This window comes from Sodalis sp. (in: enterobacteria), assembly GCF_051710625.1.
Taxonomy (GTDB): domain Bacteria; phylum Pseudomonadota; class Gammaproteobacteria; order Enterobacterales; family Enterobacteriaceae; genus JBPESN01.
Genome location: NZ_JBPESN010000006.1, coordinates 19067 through 43575 on the forward strand (window position 1 = coordinate 19067; position 24509 = coordinate 43575).

Consider the following 24509-nt stretch of genomic DNA (forward strand, 5'->3'; position numbering starts at 1 on the left):
GGCGTCGGTTTGGGAGATGAAATGAAGCAGGCATTTCGAGTAGCGTTAGGTTTTTTCCTTTTATGGGCTTCCGTGCTGCATGCGGAAGTGCGTATTGAAATCACCCAAGGGGTGGATACGGCCCGGCCTATCGGCGTGGTGCCGTTTAAATGGGCGGGGCCGGGTGCCGCGCCCGAAGATATTGGCGGCATAGTCGCCGCCGACCTGCGTAACAGCGGTAAATTCAACCCGCTCGACACTTCTCGCCTGCCGCAGCAGCCGACCACCGCCTCGGAAGTGACGCCGGCCGTCTGGACGGCTCTTGGTATCGACGCCGTAGTGGTGGGGCAAGTGCAGCCGAGCGCCGACGGTAGCTATGTGGTGTCTTATCAATTGGTGGACACCTCCGGCAATCCGGGCGCTGTATTGGCGCAAAACCAGTTCAAGGTCGCGCGCAAATGGCTGCGTTATGCCGCCCACACCGCCAGCGATGAACCCTTTGAAAAGCTCACCGGTATTAAGGGCGCCTTCCGTACCCGTATTGCCTACATCGTGCAGACCAACGGCGGCCAGTACCCTTACGAACTCCGTGTCGCAGATTATGACGGTTATAACCAGACGCCAATACACCGTTCGCCGCAGCCGCTGATGTCGCCTGCCTGGTCCCCTGACGGCAGCAAGCTTGCCTATGTTACCTTTGAAAGCGGCCGCTCGGCGCTGGTCATCCAGACGCTGGATAGCGGCGCTATCCGCCAGGTTGCGAGCTTCCCGCAGCATAACGGCGCGCCGTCCTTCTCGCCGGACGGTAGCAAACTGGCCTTCGCGCTGTCGAAGACCGGCAGCCTGAATTTATATGTGATGGATTTGGGGTCGGGTCAGATTCGTCAGGTGACCGATGGTCGCAGCAATAATACGGAGCCGACCTGGTTCCCGGACAGCCAGACGCTGGCGTATACCTCCGACCAGGGCGGCCGTCCGCAGGTTTATAAAATCAATATTAACGGCGGTACGCCGCAGCGTCTGTCCTGGGAAGGCTCCCAGAATCAGGATGCGGACGTTAGCTCGGACGGCAAGTTCCTGGCTATGGTCAGCACCAACAACGGCGTGCAGCATATCGCTAAACTGGATCTGGCAACGGGAGCCGTCCAAGTGTTGACGGACACGTCCCTGGATGAGACGCCTAGCGTTGCTCCCAATGGCACAATGGTTATCTACAGCGCTTCGCAAGGGCTGGGCTCCGTGTTACGGCTGGTCTCGACTGATGGGCGTTTCAAAGCGCGTCTTCCGGCAACCGATGAACAGGTCAAATTTCCTGCCTGGTCGCCGCATCTGTGATACATGTGTAAATATGTATGGCAAACTATAAAAGGAATATGAGATGCAACTGAACAAAGTGCTAAAAGGGCTGATGTTGGCGGTGCCAGTGATGGCGATTGCCGCATGTAGTTCTCACAAAAACGCTAACAATGGCGACGAATCTGCCATGGGCCCCGGTGCTGGCACTGGCATAGACATGAGCGGCAACAACGGCTCTTCCGACGAACAGGCTCGCCTGCAAATGCAGAAGCTTCAGCGCAACAATATCGTTTACTTCAACCTGGACAAATACGATATCCGCTCTGAATTCGCTCAGATGCTTGACGCACACGCCAATTTCCTGCGCAGCAACCCGTCTTACAAAGTGACCGTTGAAGGCCATGCGGACGAACGCGGCACGCCGGAATACAACATCGCCCTGGGCGAGCGCCGCGCCAATGCCGTGAAGATGTACCTTCAGGGTAAAGGCGTTTCCGCCAATCAGATCGCTATCGTATCTTACGGTAAAGAGAAACCTGCTGTACTGGGCCACGACGAATCGGCTTACGCCAAAAACCGTCGTGCCGTACTGGTCTACTAAGAGACTGGCATGAGCAATAACTTCAGACCTTATCTGTTGAGTCTGTCGTTATTGGTTGGTGTAGCGCCCCCCTGGGCTGCTACCGCTCAAGCGCCAATCAGTAATGCCGGCTCCGGCCCGGTGGAAGACCGGCTCACTCAACAACTTGAGCGTATTTTTAATGCGCACAGCCAGCTACTAACCCAGCTTCAGCAACAGCTCGCCGATAATCAACGCGATATTGACTCGCTGCGCGGCCAGATTCAGGAAAATCAATATCAACTATCGCAGGTTGTCAAGTGGCAGAAACAGATTTATCAGCAGATGGACAGCCTTCCCAGCCAGACGCCGGCCGCGTCTGCCGACGGTCAACCTCAGGCATCCACCTCCGCCGACGGCGCTCAAAGCGCGGCGCCCGCCGGCAAAGCCACGGCCAGCGGTTCAGACGCTAACACCGACTATAACGAAGCGGTGGCGCTGGTGCTGGAGAAAAAACAGTACGACCAGGCAATTAGCGCATTTCAACGCTTCGTGAAGTGTTACCCTGATTCGACCTATCAGCCCAACGCCAATTATTGGCTGGGGCAGCTTAATTATAATCAAGGTAAAAAAGATGATGCGGCCTATTATTTCGCGCTGGTGGTGAAAAACCATCCTAAATCGCCCAAGGCACCCGACGCGCTGCTCAAGGTGGGCGTCATCATGCAAGGAAAAGGCCAGAAGAATAAAGCCCGGGCGGTTTATCAGCAGGTGGGCAAACTGTACCCCAGCGCCGAGGCGGCCAAACAGGCGCAAAAACGGCTCGCGGGGCTGTAATATAATAGGGACGCGTCCTGAACGGGGCAGGAGGGCGTGAAATGGGCCAGAATGCTCGAAGAGCAGGCAGTTGGCCGCGTTTGGACTAATTAAAGGTTGCGTCAAAATTTATAATAAGTAACATATGCCGCCGTTGCCCGGGGAAAGCTGATTTCCTCTGGCTGCGGGTGTAAAACGGGTGTCGGGGTCGTTAGCTCAGTTGGTAGAGCAGTTGACTTTTAATCAATTGGTCGCAGGTTCGAATCCTGCACGACCCACCATCTTCCGCCGCTTGTTGACCTGTCCGCCCGTTCTCGCTTTTACTGCTATCTCCTATCTGCTATCGATTAGCAGATGTTAAACGCCAACGGCTATCAACGGCGAGCCTTCATGTTAGCGCCAGGAGCATCGGTGTCGTCCCCCTTTGGGGGTGAGTGTGGAAATCATAACCGGCAAATTTTGTCCTCGCGGGTGAGCTGGCATCGTCACTCTGGCGCCCCCTGCGTGCATAGGCCAGAGCAAATCACGATTCCTTCGCCGTCTGTGTTACCCACTAAACTTTTTTTCGCCAGAAGGCACAAATTAGGCGCGACAATGCGCGATAAATTGCGTATTTTGTTTAGCATACCAAACCTAGCTTTAGTCAGCCGGCAACGAGCTTTAAATAGACCGGTGCGGCGATAGCGCATTGCCAGAGAGCAGTGATGAGCGAACTCTTAGACGATTTTGCCGCCATATATCCCTTCCCGCCCAAACCAGCGGCGCTGACGGAGGTGGAAAAAGCCGGCCTGCGCGATAACATTGCACGTCTGCTTAAGGCGCGCAACGCGGTCATTGTGGCCCATTATTATACCGATCCTGAGATACAGGCGCTGGCGGAAGCGAGCGGCGGCTGTGTTGCGGATTCGCTGGAGATGGCGCGTTTTGGCAGCAGCCATCCGGCCACAACGCTGCTGGTGGCGGGCGTGCGTTTCATGGGCGAAACCGCCAAAATTCTCAGCCCGGAAAAAACCGTGCTGCTGCCGACGCTGCACGCGGAATGCTCTCTTGATTTAGGCTGCCCGGAGGCGGAGTTCGGCGCGTTTTGCGACGCTCACCCTGACCGGATGGTGGTGGTCTACGCCAATACCTCCGCAGCGGTCAAGGCGCGCGCCGATTGGGTGGTGACCTCCAGTATCGCGGTTGAGCTTATCGATCATCTCGACAGTCTGGGAGAGAAGATTATCTGGGCGCCGGATCGTCACCTTGGTCGCTATGTGCAAAAACAGACCGGTGCGGATATGCTGTGCTGGCAGAGTGCCTGTATTGTGCATGATGAATTCAAGACCCAGGCGCTGCGCCGCATGAAAAGACTTTATCCCGACGCGGCCGTGCTGGTGCATCCCGAGTCGCCGCAGGCGGTAGTCGATCTGGCTAATGCGGTGGGTTCCACCAGCCAGCTGATTCAGGCAGCTAAAACGCTCAAGCAGCAGCAGATGATTGTCGCCACCGATCGCGGTATTTTTTACAAGATGCAGCAGGCGTGCCCGCAAAAAACCCTGTTGGAAGCACCGACCGCCGGGGAGGGCGCCACTTGCCGCAGCTGCGCACATTGCCCGTGGATGGCGATGAACGGCCTCAAGGCTATCGCTGCAGGGCTCGAACGCGGTGGGGTGGAGCATGAGATACGAGTAGACGAAGCGGTGCGTCAGCGGGCGCTGGTGCCGCTAGATCGCATGCTGTCATTCGCGGCCGCCCTCAAGCGCCGTTAAGGCCAAGGCGTAGCGCCAACGCCGCGGCATGTGGCGACAATGGGAGCAAGACGTGATTATCGCTCAAATCTCGGACATTCATGCGGCGGCCGCTAATGATAACCTGTGCCGTTTGGAGCGTGCCCTGGCCTGGCTGGATACCCTGGTGCCAGACGCGCTCGTCCTCTCCGGTGATTTGATTGATAACGACGAGATTGAGGGCTATCCGGTGATAGCGTCCCGGCTGGCGAGGCGGCCTTATCCCGCCTATGTTCTGCCGGGTAATGCCGATAACAGGGCAGCCATGCGAGCGACAATACCTGCGCCTTACTGGACCGATGAAGGCAGGAAGCGCTGCATTTTAGGGTGGATATCAACGGATTGCGTGTTATCGGTCTTGACACTACCGTGCCGGGGAGCGCTACCGGCCCCGTGGCGTCGATAGTATTTTTGCACCACCCTGTCTTCCCAATAGGCATTGCGCCGTTGGATCAAACGATGTGCGGCGGCGCACAGGCGCTGGGCACGTTATTTCGTCTCGATTTAAGCCCACCGGCGGACGCGCTGACTGTGCCCACGGGCGGGAGGGGAAGAGGCGCGCACTGGCCCCAGCGGATCAGACCGTTAACGGCTGAAAAGCGGCATCGTCATCGTCAATGACGATGATGGGCGTGCAGATTTACCGCGCCCTGATGAATCGCACAATCATCTTCCTCGCAGTGCTGGTATTCCATTTGAATGGTGGCATGTCCAATGTGGTAATGCTCCAGCAAATAGTCCTGAATGCGGTGCAACAGACCATCGTGGTCGCGCGGCGGAATGACCTGCACATGCAGCGTCATCAGCGGCCGCTCGCCGACCTGCCAGAGATGGACATGATGGATGTTGCGCACTTCAGGGATATTACGCGTCATCTCGCGCTTGAGTTTTTCAATATCAAACTGCTGCGGGGTGCCTTCAAGTAACTCATGCAGGCTTTCGCGCAGCAGCCGCCAGCCGCTGCGCAGCACCAGACAGGAAACCAGTATCGACAGCAGCGGGTCAACCGGTAGCCAGCCCGTGTAGAGGATCACCAACGCGGCGATAATGGCGCCTACCGAGCCGAGCAAATCTCCCAGCACATGCAGCGCCGCGGCGCGCAAGTTAATATTTTTTTCGCCGGCGCCGCCGTGCAGCAGGCAGAACGATACAATATTCGCCACCAGCCCGGCCACGGCAATGGACATCATGGTCCATCCGGCGATGGGTTGAGGGGCAAGAAAGCGATGCGCGGCTTCCCAGACGATCATCACCGCGATAGACAGCAGCGCCAGGGCGTTGAGAAACGCCGCCAGCGTCGTCAGGCGCAGATAACCGAATGTGTGGCGGCTGTTCGGTCGCCGCGACGCGAACCGCACCGCCAACAATGCCATCAGCAGTGCTGCGGTATCGGTGAGCATATGCCCAGCATCCGCCAATAACGCCAGTGAGCCAGATAACCAGCCGCCGATCGCTTCGATAAGCATGAACAGCGCCGTGACGACAAACACCGCCAGCAGGCGTTGATGGGCGCCCCTGTCCACCTCTGGCGACGTGGCGTGGTTATGCCCGTGGTGGCTGCCGTGGCGTACCCGCGGCGCGGGGGCGTGTGAATGTAGAGGATCTGCCGGCATAGGGATTCCTGTCAGTCTGTCGCGAAACGGCCGCTGGCCGCGTGGTTGAGTCTGGGGCGCAGCCCAGGTAGCCAATAGAGTATATCGGTTATTGGCCGTGCTGCTCTATCAGTTTACCTACCGCTACCCTCCATTATCGTTCGGCCGTGGCATTGCGGCTTGCCTCAAGCCGCATCCTGGCTGCCTGATCCTGATAGCGCAGGGGCCGGTAGGACGGGACAAAAAAATCAGGCCTAAGCCTGATTTCTGTTTGCCCGATAGAGGCCGGGCAATGGACCTGCGTAAGTTACCGGCTGAGTTTTACTGCGTCGTGCCGTCGGTCTTAGTGCCTTCCGGCGATCCTGTGCCAGTAGTATCGGTTTCAACTCTTTTGTTCACGTTTGGGCAACGGCCGTCTTTACACATGGTGTTTTTATGCTGCTCGGCTTTATCTAGGCCGGAAGCATCGGTACCCGTTGTCGAGCCGGTGGTATTGGTATTAGTGCTGCTGTTTTGTTAACAGCCTTATTATCCACGCTGTTCGGCGCATTTTTTTGCAATTCAGTCACCGTTATCGGTACCGCCCGCGTTAGAGCCCGTACCGGGAGCCGCCATGGCTGCACCGCTGCCCAGCGGCATTGCCGTGGTAAGAAAAAGCATTGCCATTTTTTTACTGATGTTCGTCTGCATAGTTTTTCCTCTTAACCCGTTTTTGGTAAAGCTCTGCGGACGGAAAGCCCGCTGGAGAGAGAATGTCGAAATAAAAAGCATCCCACTGTGAAAAAATGAAAGCCGGCGCTGACCGGAGTTAAGTGCCGGTTATCTTTGGCTTATCATAAATTATGCATAGTAAAGAATTAGCCAATATCAAATTTTATAGCTTTTAATACTGCTTTGTGGATTTATAGTCTGGACCACAAGGGATAGATTGGATCGCTTTTTTTAAACCTGTCATGCCTGGAGCTAAGCAGAATTAACATGAATTACCAAAATGATGATTTACGCATTACCGAGATCAACGAATTGCTGCTGCCGGTAGCGTTATTAGAAAAATATCCGGCGACGGACCGCATAGTCAGTACCGTTTTCGCCGCGCGTTCGGCGATTCACAAGATCCTTAAAGGTAATGATGATCGTCTACTGGTAGTGACTGGCCCTTACTCGATCCAAGACCCCGACCCTGCGCTGGACTATGCCGGGCGCCTGCTCAAACTGCGCGAAAGCCTGAGCGGCGAGCTGGAAGTGGTGATGAGAGTCTATTTTGAATAGCCGTGCACCACCGTCGGCTGGAAGAGGCTTATCAATGATCCCCAAATGGACGACAGTTTCCACATTAACGATGGGCTGCGTATCGTGCGCCGTTTACTGCTGGCGATCAACGACAGCGGTTTGCCAGCGGCAGGCGAGTTTCTTGATATGATCACCCCGCAATATCTGGCGGATTTGATGAGCTGGGGAACTATCGGCGCCCGTACCACGGAATCCCAGGTTCACCGCAAGCTGGCTTCCGTTCTTTCCTGCCCGGTGGGATTCAAAAACGGCACCGACGGTACCATTAAGGTTGCGATTGACGCCATCAACGCCGCCGGCGCGCTGCACTGCTTCTTGTCGGTCACCAAGTGGGGGCATTCCGCTATCGTCAACACCAGCGGCAACGCCGATTGCCATATCATTTTGCGCGGTGGCCGCGAGCCCAACTACAGCGCGCCCATCATGTTCAGGCCGTGAAAGAAGGACTGACCAAGGCCGGGCTGCCGGCGCAGGTGATGATCAATCGCAACCATGCCAACAGCAGCAAACAGTTCAAGAAACAAATGACGGTGGCGGACGATGTCTGCCAACACCTGGCGGCAGGTGAAAGCGGTATTATCGGCGTGATGGTGGAAAGTTATCTGGTTGAAAGGAATCAGAGCGCGGAACTTGGCACGCTGGTCTATGGCCAGAGCGTGACGGACGCTTGCATCGATTGGGAAGATACTGAGCATCTAGCTTACCCAATTGGCTTGGCGCAAGCGGTGTTCGCGCGTCGGCAGAGATAACAACAATGCGCCGACGCAGCGTCATTTGAGCGCCCCGCAAGGCGCATCGGTTATTTCGCTTTACCCTGATTAGCGCCCGCGGCGACTTTGGCGACGATTTCGTCAGCGTTGCCGAAGTAGTAATGTTTAATCGGCTTTATATTGCCGTCGAATTCGTACACTAATGGCACGCCCGTCGGAATATTCAGTTCCAGAATTTCTTCTTCGCTCAGATTGTCCAGGAATTTCACCATGGCGCGAATGGAGTTACCGTGGGCGGCGATAATGATCCGCTCACCGCTCTTCATGCGGGGAAGAATCGTTTCGTTCCAGTAAGGAATCACGCGATCAATGGTCAACGCCAGGCTTTCGGTCGTCGGCAGCTCGGCGGCGCTCAGGGTGGCGTAGCGAGGGTCATGGCCCGGGAAGCGCTCATCTTCACAGGTGAGTTCCGGCGGCGTAATCGCGAAACCGCGCCGCCACTGTTTCACCTGCTCGTCACCGTATTTTTCCGCGGTCTCGGCTTTATTGAGCCCTTGCAGCGCACCGTAATGACGCTCATTCAAACGCCAGGATTTTTCCACTGGCAGCCAGGCCTGGTCCAGCTCGTCCAGGACGCCCCAGAGGGTATGAATAGCGCGCTTCAGTACCGAGGTGTAGGCGAAATCAAAGACATAGCCATCCGCTTTCAGTACCTGGCCCGCTTGCTTCGCTTCGGTGCGGCCCTTGTCAGACAGGTCTACATCCGTCCAGCCGGTGAAACGGTTTTCATTGTTCCACTGGCTTTCGCCGTGACGTATCAGAACCAGTTTAGTTACAGCCATTACACGACTCCTCAAAGTCCTAAGATTTTCATGATAACTCTCCGCATTATATAACCTACTTGTATCAGGCGGCAACCGCCAGTGGGCCAACCACGGGAATAAATCTCATCGGCAAACTGTTTACAATGCCTGGAACCGATATCGGGTCTGCGAATCATAGGCCTCCCCGACGGCTGGAGCCAGCAGGTGGGCTGGGGCCATTCCGGATGGTTCGTGCTTGTCCGGCAGAAACCCACTTTCCAGCGCCAGTCCGCTGTAGTTAAGATACTCCCCGCCCTGACGTGCTGGCAAGAAAGTTGCCGGTATAAAATTGTATGGCCGGCGCGGTAGTGTACATCTCCATTTGCACCTTGCCGTCGGCGGACCAGAGGCGTGCTGCAGGATCTTCTGCGCTGGAAAGAGCCGGATAGCAGGTAGCCGTGATCGTAACTTTTCATACGCTGCTGGTCACGGTCGCGCAAGAAGTCGGTGGCGATGGTTTTCGGCTGACGGAAATCCATACCGGTGTTGCCGACATCGGTTGGATCGGCGCAAGGTATCCCCTTGCTGTCCACCGGCAGGTAATCATTGGCCATGATCTGCAGGCGCTGTTGGCGAACATCGCTGTTGGCGCCGTCAAGGTGAAAATAGCCGTGATTGATGAGATTGACCGGACAGGGCTTATCTACCGTGGCGTGACAATCAACTTGTAGCGCATTATCGTCAGTAACGGAATAACGCACGTTCGTCACTAGATTGCCGGAATAACCCTGATTGCCGTCGGCGGAATGCAGCCGGTACAGTACGGAGGTCTGATCGTGCTCCACCACCTGTTAGCGCCGGTTGTGAAACCCTTCCGGCCCGCCGTGCAGCTGATGCTCGCCCTGATTGGCGGCAAGCGTAAAACGCTTGCCATCGTGGTTTAGCGTCGCCTGGCTAATGCGGTTGGCGTAGCGGCCGACGGTGGCGCCGAGATAGGCGGTCTGGCGCAAATAATCCATCGGCGTCGGGCAGCCCAACAGAACTTCCCGCGCCCCCGCCTGCAGTGGGACCTGACAGGAGAGCCAGGTGGCACCCCAGTCCATCAGGGTGACCTGAAACCCCTGATCATTGCCGAGGGTGACCAGCCAGAATGGCTGACCGTTGGGCGCCTGGCCTGATTCATACTCTTTCAGCATACCCCCGCTCCTTCGCTGGCGTGACAGACATAAACTGCTGCTTTCAACCTGGTTTGTTGCTCGTAGTGTTTTACCACGGCCGCCCGCACGTCCTTCACGCGGTCAGTGGGTACCAGCGCCACATCGCGCAATTTCTCCACCGCGAAAAAGCGCGCGCCGGTTTTGCACTGCTGACGGCGGGCGTTATATTCGCTGTCCACCAAGCCACGTTTGGCGTTGGAGTTGACGATAACCACCGCGATATTGTCCGGCATTGGCACCGCCAAAGTTTCCGTCCCGGCGCTGTAAATATTTTACCACACCGCGCACATAATTAAACCATTGCTGATCGGCATGGGACAAAATTGGCTTATCCAGAGATAAAAATATCGTGCTGGCGGTCATAGTCCACGACAATAACCCGGATTTTACGATCGTCGCGGCGGGCGCTGCTTATGATTGTCTCGTAATTGATGACGCAGGGTAGTACAAAACCGTCGTTATAATCGGTGTGTTCGCCAATAAGATTGGCCCGGCCGGGTGCCTTGATTGTCAGGGCAGGGGCATAACCAAAGGCGTCGCGAAAAACGGTTGCAGTGATGTTTTGTAAACTCATTGTGAGGCTCCAGATTGCCGAAAGTGATTCTCGCTGACCGCCCGCAGGCATTCGGCGGCTTGTTCTGCGCTCAGGTCGCGCTGGGTTTCCGCCAGCATTTCATAGCCCACCAATAAATTTGCGCACCGTAGCGGATCGCAGCAGCGGCGGATAAAAATGCGCGTGCAATTGCCAATGGGCATGGTTGCCGTCGTTAAAGGGCGCGCCGTGCTAACCCATAGAGTAAAGGAAAGAGCATTGAAATAAGTTGTCATAGCGGCTGGTGAGCTTTTTCAGCGCCAACGCCAGATCGGCACTGGTCTCGCTGTCCAGATCGGGCAAGCGCTGGACAGGGCGTTTGGGCAGCAACAGCGTTTCAAACTGCCAAGCGACCCAGTAAGGAACGACCGCCAGCCAATGGCGGGAATCCACCACGGTGCGCGCGCCGCCCGCGAGCTCGAGGGCGGCGTAGTCGAGTAACATTGATGAGCCCTGCTGCCGGTAAGTACTCCCGCTGCAAACGGCCTTCACGTTCGGCCTCATTCGGCAGGAAACTGTTTGCCCAGATCTGCCCATGGGGATGGGGATTGGAACACCCCATGGCGGTGCCTCTGTTCTCGAATACTTGCACCCAAGGATAGGTCTTGCCCAGCTCCGCGCTTTGCTCACGCCAGGTATTGACCACCGCTTCCAGGGCCGGTAGCGACAGTTCGGGCAGCGTTTTACTGTGGTCCGGCGAAAAACAGATCACCCGGCTGGTGCCGCGGGCACCCTGGCTGCGAAAGAGGGGGCCGTCGCTGGGCGGTGCGTCCGGCGTATCCGGCATCAGCGCAGCGAAATCGTTGGTAAACACGTGCGTGGTACGGTAATCGGGATTGCGATCACCGGTGATACAGGTATTGCCCGGACAAAGATAACAGTCCGGATCATGGGCCGGTAGCGTTTGCACCGAGGGCGTTTCCTGCTGTCCCTGCCAGGGGCGATTTGCCCGGTGAGGCGAAACGAGGATCCATTGACCGGGCAAAGGGTTGTAACGCCGATGCGGATGAGCGACGGGATTAAATGGCTGCATGCTGTCTCCTTAATCCGGATAGCCGCTCGGTGCCGGGATTGCCAGTGCCAGGTGTCGCGGACCATGTTTTCCAGCGTCCGGCTGACCCGCCAGTGCAACTCCCGCGCGGCCTTTTCCGGTGCAGCCCAATAGGCGGCCAGGAGCCGGCATAGCAGGGAGCAAAATGGTATGGCAGTTGGCTTGCCGCAGGCCTGGCTGAACGCCGCCACCACGTCCAGCACGCTATGGCCTTTGCCCGCACCCAGATTATAAATATGCACGCCGGGCCAGTCGCGTGAGGTAGTCATGTGGAGTGGCAAGCATTTCTGGACTCTCAAGGGAAATGATGAATTAGCCGAAAGCCCTTTACTAGCGCGGATTACAGTGATTTTACTGATTCTGGACTCGTCGCAAAAAAGTGAGCGAAAAATGATTTTTTTGCACTATATTCTGGACTGGATTGATTGTAATTTGGATAAGTTTAAATACCGTTTAAAAATTCTCTTATTAACAATTGTGTTACTAAAAATAAACAAGAAATTTATAGTTTTTTAAACGGCCCTTTTGCGTTCGCTTGCTAGGCTATCTTTTGATGCTACTTTACCAACCTCATTAGCCCCCTTTTTGATTTTGTAGTGGTCAACTAAAACTGGCCACCGCGTTAGGGTTTTTCCAGTATCTATTTTCTGATTTGTTTGGTGGCAACCCACCGTTATATTCATGCGGCCTGAGTGCGCTGTAATATCCCACGATATAGTCGGTAATTTCATGAGCTGCTTTGCTGAAGCTTATGTAGCCCGTTACCGGTATCCACTCATTTTTTAGACTTCTGAAGAAGCGCTCCATCGGACTGTTATCCTAACAGTTACCACGCCGACTCATGCTTTGTTTAATCCGGTAACGCCACAGCAACTGTCGGAACTGCCTGCTCGTATAGTGACTACCCTGATCGCTGTGGAACATCACTCCGGCTGGTTTACCACGCGTTTCCCATGTTATTTCCAGTGCTTTGATGCTCAGTCTGCTGTCCGGGGAGAACGACATAGCCCAGCCCAGCGTTTCCCGGTCCAGATATACGGCATATTACCGCACCATACCTAGTTTGGCTCCGTTACAGCGAACTGGCGTTCAAGATAATTCGGGATCGCAACATGCCCCTGACCGCCACGCTTATACTTGTGCGTCGACTGCTGACAACTGACCAGCCCCAGCTCTTTCATGAGCCTGCCTGCTTCTCCAGCGCCCCATGCGGAAGCCTCTCTGGGTTGCCATGGTGGTGATACTTCTCGCGCCAGCGGCACCATGGCTGATACTGTGCAGTTCATAAACCTGACTGCGCAATACCGTTCGCCTGCCGTCTAGCCTGTCAGGACGACTTTTCCAGTATTTGTAACTGCCTGCGATGAACCCTGAACACGTGGCAGAGTGTGGCCACAGGATAATGCGCTCTGAGTTTCCCGATTAACGAGAATTGTTCAGGGAGTCTGACATCAAGAGCGCTGTAGCCTTTTTTAATATTTCGTTTTCCATTTCAATGCGTTATACCTTCTTCTTGAGCTCACGCATCTCGATTTGTTTCGGGGTTATGGGAGAGGCTTTTGGCGTTTTCCCCTGTCGCTCATCACGCAGTTGTTTTACCCATTTCGTCATCCTAGAAAGGCCGACGTCCATGGCTTTTGCTGCTTGCGCGGCGGTGTAATTTTGGTCGACAACTAGTTGAGCGAATTCGCGTTTGAATTTAGGACTAAAATTTCTTCTTTTCATTGCTGCACCCGTGTTGTTTCGAGGTGAGCATATCACCTCTGTTCAGGTGGCCAAATTCAGTGTGCCACTACACCCTGCGGGGTGCGTGACCCCGACGGCCCACAAAATAATGTTTAGACTGTCTGATGGAAGCAAGGAAGAATGGCGGGGGCCAATTGCCGGGATTCGCGCTCGGTTTTGGCGTGGCAACGAAAGCGCAGGGTTAACCAGAGGTCGGAAGGCGTAGAACGCGCTACCGTTCAAGATGCTCCACGCCGGTCGGTCGTCCCGACGGTGGCACAAGGCGTCCTGGCCCGCATACATAATTGCACGCCGTATACTCCGTCTCGAATATACGGCAGGGGCCGAAGCAAGCGCGCACGCCGCACGCCGTAGCGCCACGCCTAACACGCAACGCTGCCGGGGCGCGAGCGTTAGTCCTGGACATGCAATGACGAAGACGGCAGCGCCACCTGTAAAATCACCGGCTGATTGGCGCACGTCTCAGACGTGCGGTGGGCTAGATAGCGCGCGCAAAGAAAACCGGCGAGACCGCCCGCCACGCCGCCACAGGCGGCAGCCGGATCGGTACCCAGCATGCCTTGGAAAATCGCCGCGCCGCCGATAAGTCCCAGCAGCGGCAGCATATACACCAGAAAAGCGGAGCGCAGCAGGCTACCCTCATTGATACCCACCTCCACGCGCTGTCCCGGTACCAGCGGCAACGGGCTGGCCACCTCTAAATGATGCTGCGTGCCGGGTGCCATTTTGTCGAGAAGACGGGTACCGCAGCTCTGCCGGGTGTGGCAGCTGCCACACCCCTCACGCGCCTCGTAGTGCACCTGCGCAATGCCCTGCTGCCAGGTGACGACCGTAGCCCATTCTTTAATCATGGCTGCGCCTGAAAAACGACGCCGTCGGCGATATGCTTCGCCGTGGCCGGCGGCAGTTCGCCCACGACGGTGATTTCCCGGTTGCCGCGCTGTTCGGTATGGATGGTACGTCGCCCGGTGCGAATGAGACATTCCCCATTGCCGGAGTTAGTGGCGGTATTCGCCTGGCCGACGTTCACCGAAAAGCTGAACAAGCCATCGGTATACAGCCTGGCCTCAATCGGTTCATTAATGCTCGGCAGCGTACGACGGCTGCGGGAGGCTTCGGACACGCCCGCCGGCAGCCAGTTAACGCGCCAGTCGAAATTGTCGGTGGCGGACGCCGGCAACGCCAGCTGGGGCGGCAAGGTCACCTTTTCCAACCCGGCCGTGCTGTTTTCAACCTGCTTGTCGACGTTAAAGGCGATGACGCGAAACTGTTCCAGCGCTTCGCCATCGCGATCCAGCAGATCGGCGCGCAGCGGGAGTTTAGTGGCGATATCAATCCAGACGATATAACTGAACTGGGTGCCGTCGCGCGCGACAACCCGCACCACCTCGCACAAACGATCGGTAATACGGGCGCGGCCCACCGGAATAAAATCGTAGAAGTGCGCCAGGCGTTCAAAATTGGCGTAGACAATTGAGGGAAGAGAATCAACGATGTGATCGCCCTGAAGGGTAAAAGCCTCCAGGCCGGGCTCGAAATAGCTGATCTCGCCGTTACGCTGGACAATCTCGCGACGCGGACCGTCCATTTGCAGCAGCTGCGCCAGCCGTTGCTTATCGCTAACCACGTGGCGGTAGCGCAGCGAGTCGACGCCCAGCGTGCTCACCAGCACGTATGCATATTCATAGTCCAGCGTCTGGCTGGCCTGACTCATTTGCGCGAGCAACGCGCCAGATGCGCTAGTCTGAGCCGGCGCGTGGATGGAATAGGGCAGGCTGCCCGTCAACAAACACACGGCATACCAAAGTTGCTTCATTACTGCGGCTGCATTCCTAATGATTGCGTGCCCGGCACCTGCACGGCGGCCTGCTGCGCGTCTTGCTGATCGAACTGCAGAGTATCAGCATGCAGGCGGCGCTGCAGCTCATAGTCCTGCAAAATGGCGTCGATGCGCCTGCGCTGTTCCTGCACCTGCTGATTGCCGTTATCCACCCCGGCGCCGTTGGCCGAAGAGACGCCCAGGCTGACCGGCGACGCCTGGCCCATCATCGGCAGAGTATTGAATACGGGGTTTTCTGGCTGACTGCTGTCATAACCAACGCCCTGCTGGGTATTGTAATGCTGCACGCCGACGATAACCGCCAGCGAGACGCAGGCCGCGACACCGATTTGGGTAAGGTGTGACGCGACGCCTAACCGGGCAACGCGCGAGGTAAAAAGCCGGGTCTTGCGCCAGAACGGGGAGCGGTGCCAGGAGTCCGGCGTCGGCTGCGATTCCGTTACGGCCTGCGGCGCGATACGCACCGGCTCTTCGGCAATGGCGGCGGCCACTCGATCGGCAATATCGAGGTGAAAAACTTTACCCGCGTCACCGCGCATTACATCACGAATAAGGTGATACCGTTGCCAGCTTTGCTGCAACTTAACATCCCTGGACAAATCGTTAAACAGTCCGCTGTCAAACGATTCCCCATCTATCAGAGCGGAAAGCTTTTCATTGTGCATGCCTGGTACCTTCTCCTGCCGCCGTCGTTAACGCTGAATAAGCGGTTGAATTTTATTGTCAATTGCTTCGCGCGCACGAAAAATACGTGAGCGCACCGTTCCTACCGGGCAATCCATGATGGAGGCTATCTCTTCATAGCTTAGGCCATCTAGCTCGCGCAACGTAATCGCCATACGCAAGTCTTCGGGCAACACCCCGATAGTGCGGAATACTATCTGTCGCAACTCCTCAGACAACATTAAATTCTCAGGGTTCGATATTTCTTTCAATGCGCCGGCACTTTCGTAATTTTCCGCGTCGCTGGCGTTCACATCGCTGGAGGGCGGACGCCGTCCCTGAGTCACTAAGTAATTCTTCGCCGTATTGACCGCAATACGGTACAACCAGGTATAGAATGCGCTGTCGCCGCGAAACAACGCCAGGGCCCGATAGGCCTTGATGAACGATTCCTGCACCACGTCCGGCACGTCCCCCTGCGGGACGTAGCGCGACACGAGGCTCGCCACTTTATGCTGATAGCGAACGACCAGTAAATTGAACGCTTTCTGGTCGTTTTTCTGGACCTGTTCAACCAGCACCTGATCCGTTAACTGCTCGCTCATCCGAGGTAATGTCTCCTCAAATTTTTCTCCACGCGCAAATAAATAGTACCGCCAGCTTCTGAACCAATTTTACGAGCAAACTCGCGGTTGGAGTTAATGATAATCATAAAGTTCCGCCACGCCTTGTATTTTTCTTAAAATAAGGGGCGCGGCCACAAGTACGCCAGGGCCGCCGGCCGGGCTTTGCCCTAGACTACCATAAATAGAATGGCCGCTACCCAGATTCTCGCAGGGCCAAAGCTCCGCGCGAAACAGTCGCAATAAAAAACGCAGGGTAACGTGAATTCGCCATGCTGTCAGTAAACATGCGTAAATAAAACCGCGTCAAAAAGCAGCAATAAGCGGTACAGCCAGCCGGCATTGGGTGGTACCATTGCCAAACAGTCTTTTCTATCAGAATACACACCATCCGCTATGCAACCATCAACTGAATATGCTACCGATGTCCTGGTTATCGGCAGCGGTGCGGCCGGGTTATCGCTGGCGCTGCGTCTGGCCGGGCATTGCGATGTCATGGTCCTGAGCAAAGGCCCGCTGAATGAGGGTTCCACGCTGTATGCTCAAGGCGGCATCGCGGCGGTATTCGATGAAACCGACAGCGTCGATTCCCACGTCGAGGATACGCTCATAGCCGGCGCCGGCGTCTGCGATCGTGAGGCGGTAGAATTCATTGCCGGCAACGCCCGCCATTGTGTGCAGTGGCTGATAGATCAAGGCGTGCTGTTTGACACTGACACCTCGACACCGCCCGGCGACCGCTACCACCTCACCCGCGAGGGGGGCCACAGCCATCGCCGTATTCTGCACGCCGCAGACGCGACCGGCAAAGCGGTGGAAACCACTTTGGTCGGCAAGGCGGCAGCGCACCCGGGCATTCAGATCCTGGAACGCTGCAACGCGGTGGATCTGGTCAGCTCCAACCGCCTGGGACTGCTGGGCACGCGGCGGGTGGTGGGAGCCTATATCTGGAACCGCGCCAAAGAGCGGGTGGAGCTGTGCCGCGCACGCACGGTGGTGCTCGCCACCGGCGGCGCGTCCAAAGTCTATCAATATACCAGCAACCCCGATATTTCCTCCGGTGACGGCATCGCCATGGCCTGGCGCGCCGGCTGCAGGGTCGCCAATTTAGAGTTTAATCAGTTCCACCCGACCTGTTTGTTCCACCCGCAGGCGCGCAACTTCCTGCTGACCGAAGCGCTGCGCGGCGAAGGCGCTTATCTGCGCCGGCCCGACGGCAGCCGTTTTATGCCGGATTTCGACGCACGCGCTGAGCTGGCGCCGCGGGATATTGTCGCCCGGGCAATCGATCATGAAATGAAGCGGCTGGGCGCCGACTGCATGTACCTCGACATCAGCCACAGGCCGGAGGCGTTTATCCGCCAGCATTTCCCGACCATTTATGACAAGCTGCTGACGCTGGATATCGATCTGACCCGCCAGCCCATCCCTATCGTCCCGGCCGCCCATCATACCTGTGGCGGCGTAATGGTGGATAACCACGGGCGCACCGATCTTGACGGTCTGTATGCCATCGGGGAAGTCAGCTATACCGGCCTGCACGGCGCCAACCGCCTGGCGTCCAATTCCCTGCTGGAGTGCCTAGTTTATGGCTGGTCGGCGGCGGAAGATATCCGACGCCGTCTGCCGGCCATAGCCCAGGTTCGCCAATTGCCTCCCTGGGATGAAAGCCGGGTCAGCAATTCCGACGAGGAGGTGGTGCTGCAACATAACTGGCATGAGCTACGGCTATTTATGTGGGACTACGTTGGCATCGTCCGCACCACCAAACGGCTGGAGCGCGCGCTGCACCGCATAGAGTTGCTGACGCGCGAAATCGACGAATACTACTTCCATTTCCGTATTTCCAATAATCTGTTGGAGGTCCGCAATCTGATACAGGTGGCCGAGCTGATCGTCAAAAGCGCACTGCAGCGCAAGGAAAGTCGCGGCCTGCATTTCACGCTGGATTACCCCGCTATGCAGCCTGACCCGCAGCCGACCATTTTACAGCCCTGATTGAGATTATCACCTGTTAAACACGCAACAGGTGATGACTATCCCGTTGCCATTGTGCTATAGCGCAGAAGGCATGGGGAAAATGCCACCCTCCTTTTTACACGCTTATCTCAAGGATGGCGATGGCAGAGCAGATATAGATAACAAAAATATTCTGGGCCATAAGGAATAAGCCCAATGTGAAAAAAGACACACTTTGGCGTTAACGCTATTTTCTCCGATTCCCATAAGGCTATTTGACTGTCTATTTCCTCCTTGCTGCGTGGGTGGGTGGCGCGCTCGCTTTCCCACTGCTTTGCTGACGTCAATGAAGTTATTCAACGACACGGCATTTGAATAACGCTAAGCACGGCGGTATGCGTTGTCAGTAAAAGAGCAAATAAAATAAGCGTTCAACGCATACCGCCACGGATGACATGGCCATTGCCTTTAATTAAACAAAGAGCATTCTCGGACAATCATATTCAGACAAAATTAACATCGATAACTTGATAAAAAACCATTGCGGTGTTGGCGATTTCCCATACACCGAGAATAACATGGTAGTTTTTTTGTTGGGCATTTGAATTTTATGAACCGTCCCCTCGGCGCTTGGCGTCAATTCATTAGCATGTTCCCAATACGGCTGCTGCGGATTTTGCACCATGAAAAAAGGCGCTTGCTCAAACTGTGAGCGGCTCAAAGGTTCATTAGGGTTCCAGCCATCCTTGGTAATAAAATAATTTCAACGCCGTGTGGCACGAGTTGCGGTATAGTGCCAGGTAAAATCCACCACAGAATTGGCTTTGATTTCATTCTTTTCCCAGCGGTCTTCAGCGTATTCATCCAGCTTGAGCGGTGCAGTGGTAGTGCCGCCATCCGTGAAACCGGCACTGGCAATCTGGCCATCTTTTGGCGGGAGGGCATTACGTTCATCACGTGGGGCAAATTTATCGGCTAAACCAGCCTCCGTTGCGGGGAAAAGCTTTCTACTCTCTAACGCATTTGCCCACCATTGTCTCATTTTTTTAGACCGTGATTCCGGGAAAGTGATGCAGCCATGTCTAAGCATAGTATTATCTTTATCCATAATTATTTTCACTATTTATATAAATAAATTACTTTATTTTTAGACGGTTTATTAGCGTCTTTCTATGGGGCCAAATTATGATGCCGTGGTGAAGACATAAAAACACCCAGCCCATGCCTATTTTATGACGACAGGACTGCCGGCAGCTGCCCCGCACATAATTTCCAGGTTGTCACCAAAGAATATTGCTCGCCGCACTTCGTATCATATTTCACTTTTAGCCGCGGCGAGCATGGCGGCATAACACTGCGCGGCAGTAATTCATGCTTATGCCATTTAAAAGGGGCGCTTCTCTCTTTGAAGGGAAAATAAAGATTGAGGGGAAATAAAGATAGAGACGCTATATAAGTTATCCACGCATTTTAACGTCGCAATAGGTACGGATCACCTCCCGGGCGGATGAAATATTCAATGTTGATAACGGACGGAAACAGAATGAACGCGGGAATGCGGTCCCTGCACATCTGTTTCATGAAGAAACAGGTTTGCCACTGCGCAGCTGCCACGCACCTGCAACCCAGAACGGCTCGGTGGTTAAAACGCCAGATAAAATCTGCCAGCCAGGGTACAAAACGCCGGCGTCCAGACGCCCGACGGGTCGCGTAACGTCAGCGTATCATGAATCATCGGCATCGGCCGGCGCGTCAAGGCCAGCAGTAGCTGGTGCGGTGGCAAATTTGCTTTGTTCTGTCGCTGACATCAATGCACCGCTGCAGCCACCAGCCCTGTGTTAATGCGCGGGCAATGAGCGCCTCCCCGGCGGCATACGGCAGGATAAACGCCAGCGTGCCCCTCTTCCAGCAGCGCGGTGGCGGCGGCCGTCAGCAGCGCCTGATGGCTCAGACTCCGGGTATAGCGTGCCCGCTCGCGCGCAGGGGTAGCGCAGGCCGGCCCCGCGTCAAAATAGAACGGATTACTGAGGATCATTTTATAGCGCCGCGACGCCCTGTCGACATAGGCGCAGATATCGCCCTCGACAGCGCCCAGGGATATCGCCCAAGGGCTGGCGGCAAAATTGTCCCGCGCCTGACGGCAGGGCGTCCGGGTCCAAGTTCGACAGCCTCGATCGGAATAGCGCCGTGCATGCGCTGCGCCAACACCAGCGCAACCAGGGCGCTGCCGGTGCCGATGTCCAGCGCCCTGCCCGCCTCAATGACCGGCGCCCAGGCGCCCAGGCGCCCAGCAGCACGCCATCGGTGCCGACTTTCATTGCGCATCGATCGTAAGCGACAAAAAACTGTTTAAAGGTAAATCCGTCCCGCCGCAGCGGTTTTGTGACAGCCGTGAATAGCATATTCATGTCGCTCCTCTGCAGGCGTATACCGCTACTTTAAAATAAACTGACGCGCACAAACAGATGAAGATTACGTGGGATCCGTCTATAATCTGCGCTCCAAACCAGAGGTAGCCCATGACTGTAACTCAATTTTCCGAACTCGAGCTTCACGAAGACCTGCTCGCCGCCATAAGCGACAAAGGCTTTGAGCGCCCCACCGCCATTCAGGCTGAAGCCATTCCGGCAGCCATGGACGGACGTGACGTCTTGGGTTCGGCGCCTACCGGCACCGGCAAAACCGCCGCATATTTATTGCCGGTCTTGCAACACCTCCTTGATTTCCCTCGCAAGAAGTCCGGTCCGCCGCGGGTGTTGGTTGTCACCCCTACCCGCGAGCTGGCGATGCAGGTAGCGGAACAGGCTAAACAGCTGGCCGCCCACACCCATCTGCACATCGCCACCATTACCGGCGGTGTGGCCTATATGAATCATGCGAAAGTGTTCAGCGAGAATCAGGATATTGTGGTGGCCACCACCGGTCGCCTGCTACAGTACATTAAAGAAGAAAATTTTGATTGCCAGGCGGTTGAAACGCTGATTCTGGACGAGGCGGATCGGATGCTGGATATGGGGTTTGCCCAGGACGTCGAGCAGATCGCCGCCAAAACTCGCTGGCGCAAGCAGACGCTTTTGTTTTCGGCCACGCTGGAGGAAGGGAACGCGGTCAAGGATTTTGTTGAACGTCTGCTAAACGATCCGGTGGAGATCGACGCCTTGCCGTCGCGCCGCGAACGTAAAAAAATCGTGCAATGGTATTATCGCGCCGATAATCTGACGCATAAAACCGCCTTGCTTTGCCGCCTGCTTAAACAGCCTGAGGTCAGCAAAGCTATCGTCTTCGTCCGCAAGCGCGAGCGGTTGCATGAGCTGGTAGGCTGGCTGCGCGACGCCGGCATTCCCTCATGTTATCTAGAGGGGGAACTGGTCCAGGCCAAACGCAATGAGGCCATCAAGCGCATGAGCGACGGCCGGATGAATGTCCTGGTAGCAACGGATGTCGCGGCGCGCGGTTTGGATATCGAGGACATCAGCCATGTCATCAATTTTGACCTGCCCGCGACGGCGGACGTTTATCTCCACCGGATAGGCCGCACCGCCCGCGCCGGCCGCAAAGGCTGCGCCATTTCGCTGGTGGAAGCGCACGATTATTTGCTGTTGGGAAAGATCAGTCGTTACCTTAACGAACCCTTAAAGGCGCGCACAATTGATGAATTGCGCTCCACCACGCGCGCCCCGGCAGAAAAGATGAGCGGCAAGCCGTCAAAAAAAGTATTGGCGAAGCGCAAAGAAAAGAAAGAACAGGCGCGGACGAAAGACAAAACCAAGGTGCGTATGCGCGATAAAAAGAATATTGGCAAGCGTCGTTTGCCGAAAGCGGTGCCGGATGCCATAAGCGTAACCAAGCCGGAAAGTGACGGTTAAGCTGTCGCGCAATCGGCTACGATGGGATGTTGATAAAAACAGCAGCGGGCTAGTAAACGCAGCACGATAGAATGGATTCACCCCAATGAAAGCAGTGCTTTCGTGACGTTAGCGCGGCGCCCGCCGTCAACGTGTTATTAATCGTTAGCAAAAAGTAACCGGCATGTTGCACTCGTGATGAAAAATAATAAACTTCGTTGTTTATCAAACAAATAATTTTCATTGCGTCTAGCGTCGATACGTGTTCACTTTTGCCACAGCGGGACGATTTTATCCCCGGTTTGGGCCGCGATAAGCGCAACGAAACAGGGTCTTTTGGCGCTCATCCACGGCACTTCGGGCCAAACGCCGCTTACAGCTTTCAGCTCCAGGCCGCCAACCGCTGCCTTCAGGAAGGCCGTGGTTTCGCCGCGAATGGACCTTAAACCCTGCCCATACGCGGTGGGCCCGCCTTCCGTATTCCTCTGCCTCGGAGGCCTAAGGTCTCGTCACCCTGTTCCCTTCTCCCTCTATTGCGCTGCTGTGGGATCGGTACTTGCGTTGACGCGAGTTCGTTTACGATAAAAAAGGGGCCAAAGGCCCCTTGCACGCATGTTGCGCCGAGATTACAGACCTTCGGTGAAGGTACAAATAATAACGTCCCGCTGCTGCTCTGGCGTGAGGGAATTAAAGCGCACCGCATAACCCGACACGTGGATAGTCAGTTGCGGATATTTTTCCGGATTCGCGACGGCGCTTTCCAGCGTCTCGCGGCTCAGCACGTTGACATTCAGATGCTGCCCATTTTTGACGCGCACCACTTCCTTATGCTCTAGCGGAATTTTACGGTACTCGAATTTGCCCAGTTCCTGCAGGGGAATCAACTGGTCGTCAGCGTAACCGGCAACGGCGACCAGGCAGTGGGCTTGTTTGTTAGTCTCATCCAGCAGCCAAAAAGAGTTTATTAGCGCTTTGTTTTCAGCCTAGGTAATTTGTGTTCCGATAATCATAGATGCCTCCGTGGTAGGGGTGCCATACGGCGTCCAGACACGTGTTGTTCATCATTTAACCTGTTTGGACATTTGGTAAACCCAATTTTTAAAACTGATTATACACCCGCCATCCGGGGCCGATACTTTGATTTAAATCAATCTCTGAAGGAAAGTGGCGACATTCCTGCGCTAAATTATTGATTTAAATCTATTTAAAGAGCTACTTTAATTCTGTTGCAAAGGCGATAATTTCCGGCATGCCGGGGCGAGAAAACGTTTAACCCGCAGTGAGAAAACGTTAGGCTTAAGCCAGGTCGTCACTATTATGGAGCGTATCATGACGCAAATGCTCACCTGGCGCGATGCTCTCGCACAGGAAAAAACTCTGCCCTATTTCCAGGAAACGCTGGCGTTTGTCGCCAGAGAGCGGGCGGCGGGAATGACTGTCTATCCGCCGGCCAAAGATGTGTTTAATGCTTTTCGTTTCACGGAACTGAACGCGGTGAAAGTGGTGATCTTCGGCCAGGATCCGTACCACGGCCCCAATCAGGCCCACGGTCTTTCTTTTTCGGTCAAGCCAGGCGTGCCCGCCCCGCCTTCGCTGGTCAATATTTATAAAGAGCTGGCCAGCGACATTCCCGGTTTTGTTATTCCGAATCATGGCTGTCTGCAAAGCTGGGCGCAGCAGGGCGTGATGCTGCTCAATACGGTATTGACGGTGGAGGCGGGTAAAGCGCATTCCCACGCCAGTCTGGGCTGGGAGACCTTTACTGACAAGGTCATCAATGTCCTCAACGCGCAGCGTGAAGACATCGTTTTCCTCCTGTGGGGCTCCCATGCCCAGAAAAAAGGCACGATTATCAACCCAAAACGTCACCATGTGCTTAAAGCGCCGCATCCCTCACCCCTGTCTGCCCATCGCGGCTTTCTTGGCTGCCGCCATTTCTCCAGGGCCAATGCGCTATTGGAACAGCAATGCCAACAGCCCATTGATTGGACGCCAACGTTGCCGACGGCGTAATGGCGCATCATCCTGCGCGCGCAAAACAGAGCACGAAAGATAATAGCGCTGGCGCAGTGGCGCAAGATGCGGCCAGTTTTTCGAGCCTGCTAGCGGAAGCGCTTAAAAAGCGGGTGGGCATTGCAATGTAATACTCTCGTGAGGGG

The 24509-nt window shown here is 55.6% G+C and carries 18 protein-coding genes, 1 tRNA gene and 8 pseudogenes; 10 read left to right on the top strand and 17 right to left on the bottom strand.

All coding sequences use genetic code 11. From position 1 onward, the window contains the following. The first annotated feature begins 21 nt into the window (after positions 1-21). The 6 genes from tolB to ACTBDU_RS03420 all read left to right on the top strand — a co-directional run bounded on the left by tolB (position 22) and on the right by ACTBDU_RS03420 (position 4825). Complete coding sequence (gene tolB, locus ACTBDU_RS03395; RefSeq protein ID WP_438805567.1) at positions 22-1314, top strand: Tol-Pal system beta propeller repeat protein TolB; 1293 nt, start codon at positions 22-24, stop codon at positions 1312-1314. Between the two features lie 43 nt (positions 1315-1357). After that, positions 1358-1876 carry a peptidoglycan-associated lipoprotein Pal gene (pal, locus tag ACTBDU_RS03400; RefSeq protein WP_438805568.1) on the top strand — a complete coding sequence of 173 codons (519 nt, stop codon included), beginning with the start codon at positions 1358-1360 and terminating at the stop codon, positions 1874-1876. A gap of 9 nt (positions 1877-1885) precedes the next feature. Beyond that, complete coding sequence (gene cpoB / locus ACTBDU_RS03405; RefSeq protein ID WP_438805569.1) at positions 1886-2671, top strand: cell division protein CpoB; 786 nt, start codon at positions 1886-1888, stop codon at positions 2669-2671. Between the two features lie 184 nt (positions 2672-2855). Next, positions 2856-2931, top strand: a tRNA-Lys gene (locus ACTBDU_RS03410). 423 nt (positions 2932-3354) lie between these two features. Further along, positions 3355-4401: a quinolinate synthase NadA gene (nadA, locus tag ACTBDU_RS03415; protein WP_438805570.1), complete on the top strand. Its 1047-nt coding sequence runs from the start codon at positions 3355-3357 to the stop codon at positions 4399-4401. 52 nt (positions 4402-4453) lie between these two features. After that, entirely contained in the window at positions 4454-4825 is a 372-nt protein-coding gene (locus ACTBDU_RS03420; protein WP_438805571.1) for a metallophosphoesterase, read from the top strand. A 208-nt stretch (positions 4826-5033) separates the two neighbouring features. On the opposite strand, the gene zitB is transcribed toward ACTBDU_RS03420, so the two are convergent. Both zitB and ACTBDU_RS03430 read right to left on the bottom strand, forming a co-directional pair. Further along, positions 5034-6032, bottom strand: a complete 999-nt coding sequence (gene zitB / locus ACTBDU_RS03425) for a CDF family zinc transporter ZitB (RefSeq protein WP_438805572.1) — start codon at positions 6030-6032, stop codon at positions 5034-5036. Positions 6033-6332: 300 nt separating this feature from the next. Next, positions 6333-6782, bottom strand: a pseudogene (locus ACTBDU_RS03430) (YbgS-like family protein). A 207-nt stretch (positions 6783-6989) separates the two neighbouring features. On the opposite strand from ACTBDU_RS03430, the pseudogene aroG reads away from it, so the two are divergent. Continuing rightward, positions 6990-8050, top strand: a pseudogene (aroG, locus tag ACTBDU_RS03435) (3-deoxy-7-phosphoheptulonate synthase AroG). A gap of 50 nt (positions 8051-8100) precedes the next feature. Here the strand turns inward: aroG and gpmA are convergent. The 12 genes and pseudogenes from gpmA to rpoE form a co-directional block, all read right to left on the bottom strand. After that, entirely contained in the window at positions 8101-8853 is a 753-nt protein-coding gene (gene gpmA / locus ACTBDU_RS03440; protein WP_438805573.1) for a 2,3-diphosphoglycerate-dependent phosphoglycerate mutase, read from the bottom strand. A gap of 120 nt (positions 8854-8973) precedes the next feature. Beyond that, positions 8974-10010, bottom strand: a pseudogene (gene galM / locus ACTBDU_RS03445) (galactose-1-epimerase). Between the two features lie 116 nt (positions 10011-10126). After that, positions 10127-10605, bottom strand: a pseudogene (locus ACTBDU_RS03450) (galactokinase family protein); the annotation flags it as partial. Then, positions 10602-11656, bottom strand: a pseudogene (gene galT, locus ACTBDU_RS03455) (galactose-1-phosphate uridylyltransferase). The pseudogenes galT and ACTBDU_RS03450, both read right to left, overlap by 4 nt. Positions 11657-12274: 618 nt before the next feature. After that, positions 12275-12481, bottom strand: a complete 207-nt coding sequence (locus ACTBDU_RS03460) for an integrase core domain-containing protein (protein ID WP_438805574.1) — start codon at positions 12479-12481, stop codon at positions 12275-12277. A 12-nt stretch (positions 12482-12493) separates the two neighbouring features. After that, on the bottom strand, positions 12494-12706 hold the full coding sequence (locus tag ACTBDU_RS03465; protein WP_438805596.1) for a DDE-type integrase/transposase/recombinase: 213 nt from the start codon (positions 12704-12706) through the stop codon (positions 12494-12496). A 26-nt stretch (positions 12707-12732) separates the two neighbouring features. Next, positions 12733-12960, bottom strand: a complete 228-nt coding sequence (locus tag ACTBDU_RS03470) for a hypothetical protein (RefSeq protein ID WP_438805575.1) — start codon at positions 12958-12960, stop codon at positions 12733-12735. 214 nt (positions 12961-13174) lie between these two features. Further along, positions 13175-13399: a transposase gene (locus ACTBDU_RS03475; protein WP_438805576.1), complete on the bottom strand. Its 225-nt coding sequence runs from the start codon at positions 13397-13399 to the stop codon at positions 13175-13177. 413 nt (positions 13400-13812) lie between these two features. Continuing rightward, a complete protein-coding gene (gene rseC, locus ACTBDU_RS03480; RefSeq protein ID WP_438805577.1) occupies positions 13813-14271 on the bottom strand; it encodes a SoxR-reducing system protein RseC in 459 nt (152 codons plus the stop codon). Then, positions 14268-15236: a sigma-E factor regulatory protein RseB gene (gene rseB, locus ACTBDU_RS03485; protein ID WP_438805578.1), complete on the bottom strand. Its 969-nt coding sequence runs from the start codon at positions 15234-15236 to the stop codon at positions 14268-14270. Before rseB ends, rseC begins: the two co-directional genes overlap by 4 nt. After that, positions 15236-15925: an anti-sigma-E factor RseA gene (gene rseA / locus ACTBDU_RS03490; RefSeq protein ID WP_438805579.1), complete on the bottom strand. Its 690-nt coding sequence runs from the start codon at positions 15923-15925 to the stop codon at positions 15236-15238. Before rseA ends, rseB begins: the two co-directional genes overlap by 1 nt. 27 nt (positions 15926-15952) lie before the next feature. Next, entirely contained in the window at positions 15953-16528 is a 576-nt protein-coding gene (rpoE, locus tag ACTBDU_RS03495; RefSeq protein WP_438805580.1) for an RNA polymerase sigma factor RpoE, read from the bottom strand. A 414-nt stretch (positions 16529-16942) separates the two neighbouring features. On the opposite strand from rpoE, the gene nadB reads away from it, so the two are divergent. Further along, positions 16943-18544 carry an L-aspartate oxidase gene (gene nadB / locus ACTBDU_RS03500; RefSeq protein WP_438805581.1) on the top strand — a complete coding sequence of 534 codons (1602 nt, stop codon included), beginning with the start codon at positions 16943-16945 and terminating at the stop codon, positions 18542-18544. Between the two features lie 433 nt (positions 18545-18977). Here the strand turns inward: nadB and ACTBDU_RS03505 are convergent. Further along, positions 18978-19613, bottom strand: a pseudogene (locus tag ACTBDU_RS03505) (lytic polysaccharide monooxygenase). Between the two features lie 534 nt (positions 19614-20147). Continuing rightward, positions 20148-20907 (bottom strand): annotated as a pseudogene (locus ACTBDU_RS03510) (tRNA1(Val) (adenine(37)-N6)-methyltransferase). A gap of 117 nt (positions 20908-21024) precedes the next feature. Here ACTBDU_RS03510 and srmB point away from each other — a divergent pair. Continuing rightward, the gene (gene srmB, locus ACTBDU_RS03515; RefSeq protein WP_438805582.1) at positions 21025-22371 is read left to right on the top strand and encodes an ATP-dependent RNA helicase SrmB; all 1347 of its coding nucleotides are present in this window, start codon (positions 21025-21027) and stop codon (positions 22369-22371) included. A 605-nt stretch (positions 22372-22976) separates the two neighbouring features. Here srmB and grcA read toward each other — a convergent pair. Next, positions 22977-23360, bottom strand: a pseudogene (gene grcA / locus ACTBDU_RS03520) (autonomous glycyl radical cofactor GrcA). A 319-nt stretch (positions 23361-23679) separates the two neighbouring features. Here grcA and ung point away from each other — a divergent pair. Continuing rightward, a complete protein-coding gene (gene ung / locus ACTBDU_RS03525; protein WP_438805583.1) occupies positions 23680-24363 on the top strand; it encodes a uracil-DNA glycosylase in 684 nt (227 codons plus the stop codon). The last annotated feature ends 146 nt before the right edge of the window (positions 24364-24509 follow it).

Bases quoted from the DNA above. Each gene is read 5' to 3' on its own strand.
- tolB (WP_438805567.1), top strand. From the start codon at position 22: ATGAAGCAGGCATTTCGAGTAGCGTTAGGTTTTTTCCTTTTATGGGCT.
- pal (WP_438805568.1), top strand. From the start codon at position 1,358: ATGCAACTGAACAAAGTGCTAAAAGGGCTGATGTTGGCGGTGCCAGTG.
- cpoB (WP_438805569.1), top strand. From the start codon at position 1,886: ATGAGCAATAACTTCAGACCTTATCTGTTGAGTCTGTCGTTATTGGTT.
- nadA (WP_438805570.1), top strand. From the start codon at position 3,355: ATGAGCGAACTCTTAGACGATTTTGCCGCCATATATCCCTTCCCGCCC.
- zitB (WP_438805572.1), bottom strand. From the start codon at position 6,032: ATGCCGGCAGATCCTCTACATTCACACGCCCCCGCGCCGCGGGTACGC.
- gpmA (WP_438805573.1), bottom strand. From the start codon at position 8,853: ATGGCTGTAACTAAACTGGTTCTGATACGTCACGGCGAAAGCCAGTGG.
- ACTBDU_RS03460 (WP_438805574.1), bottom strand. From the start codon at position 12,481: ATGGAGCGCTTCTTCAGAAGTCTAAAAAATGAGTGGATACCGGTAACG.
- ACTBDU_RS03470 (WP_438805575.1), bottom strand. From the start codon at position 12,960: ATGAACTGCACAGTATCAGCCATGGTGCCGCTGGCGCGAGAAGTATCA.
- ACTBDU_RS03475 (WP_438805576.1), bottom strand. From the start codon at position 13,399: ATGAAAAGAAGAAATTTTAGTCCTAAATTCAAACGCGAATTCGCTCAA.
- rseC (WP_438805577.1), bottom strand. From the start codon at position 14,271: ATGATTAAAGAATGGGCTACGGTCGTCACCTGGCAGCAGGGCATTGCG.
- rseB (WP_438805578.1), bottom strand. From the start codon at position 15,236: ATGAAGCAACTTTGGTATGCCGTGTGTTTGTTGACGGGCAGCCTGCCC.
- rseA (WP_438805579.1), bottom strand. From the start codon at position 15,925: ATGCACAATGAAAAGCTTTCCGCTCTGATAGATGGGGAATCGTTTGAC.
- rpoE (WP_438805580.1), bottom strand. From the start codon at position 16,528: ATGAGCGAGCAGTTAACGGATCAGGTGCTGGTTGAACAGGTCCAGAAA.
- nadB (WP_438805581.1), top strand. From the start codon at position 16,943: ATGCAACCATCAACTGAATATGCTACCGATGTCCTGGTTATCGGCAGC.
- srmB (WP_438805582.1), top strand. From the start codon at position 21,025: ATGACTGTAACTCAATTTTCCGAACTCGAGCTTCACGAAGACCTGCTC.
- ung (WP_438805583.1), top strand. From the start codon at position 23,680: ATGACGCAAATGCTCACCTGGCGCGATGCTCTCGCACAGGAAAAAACT.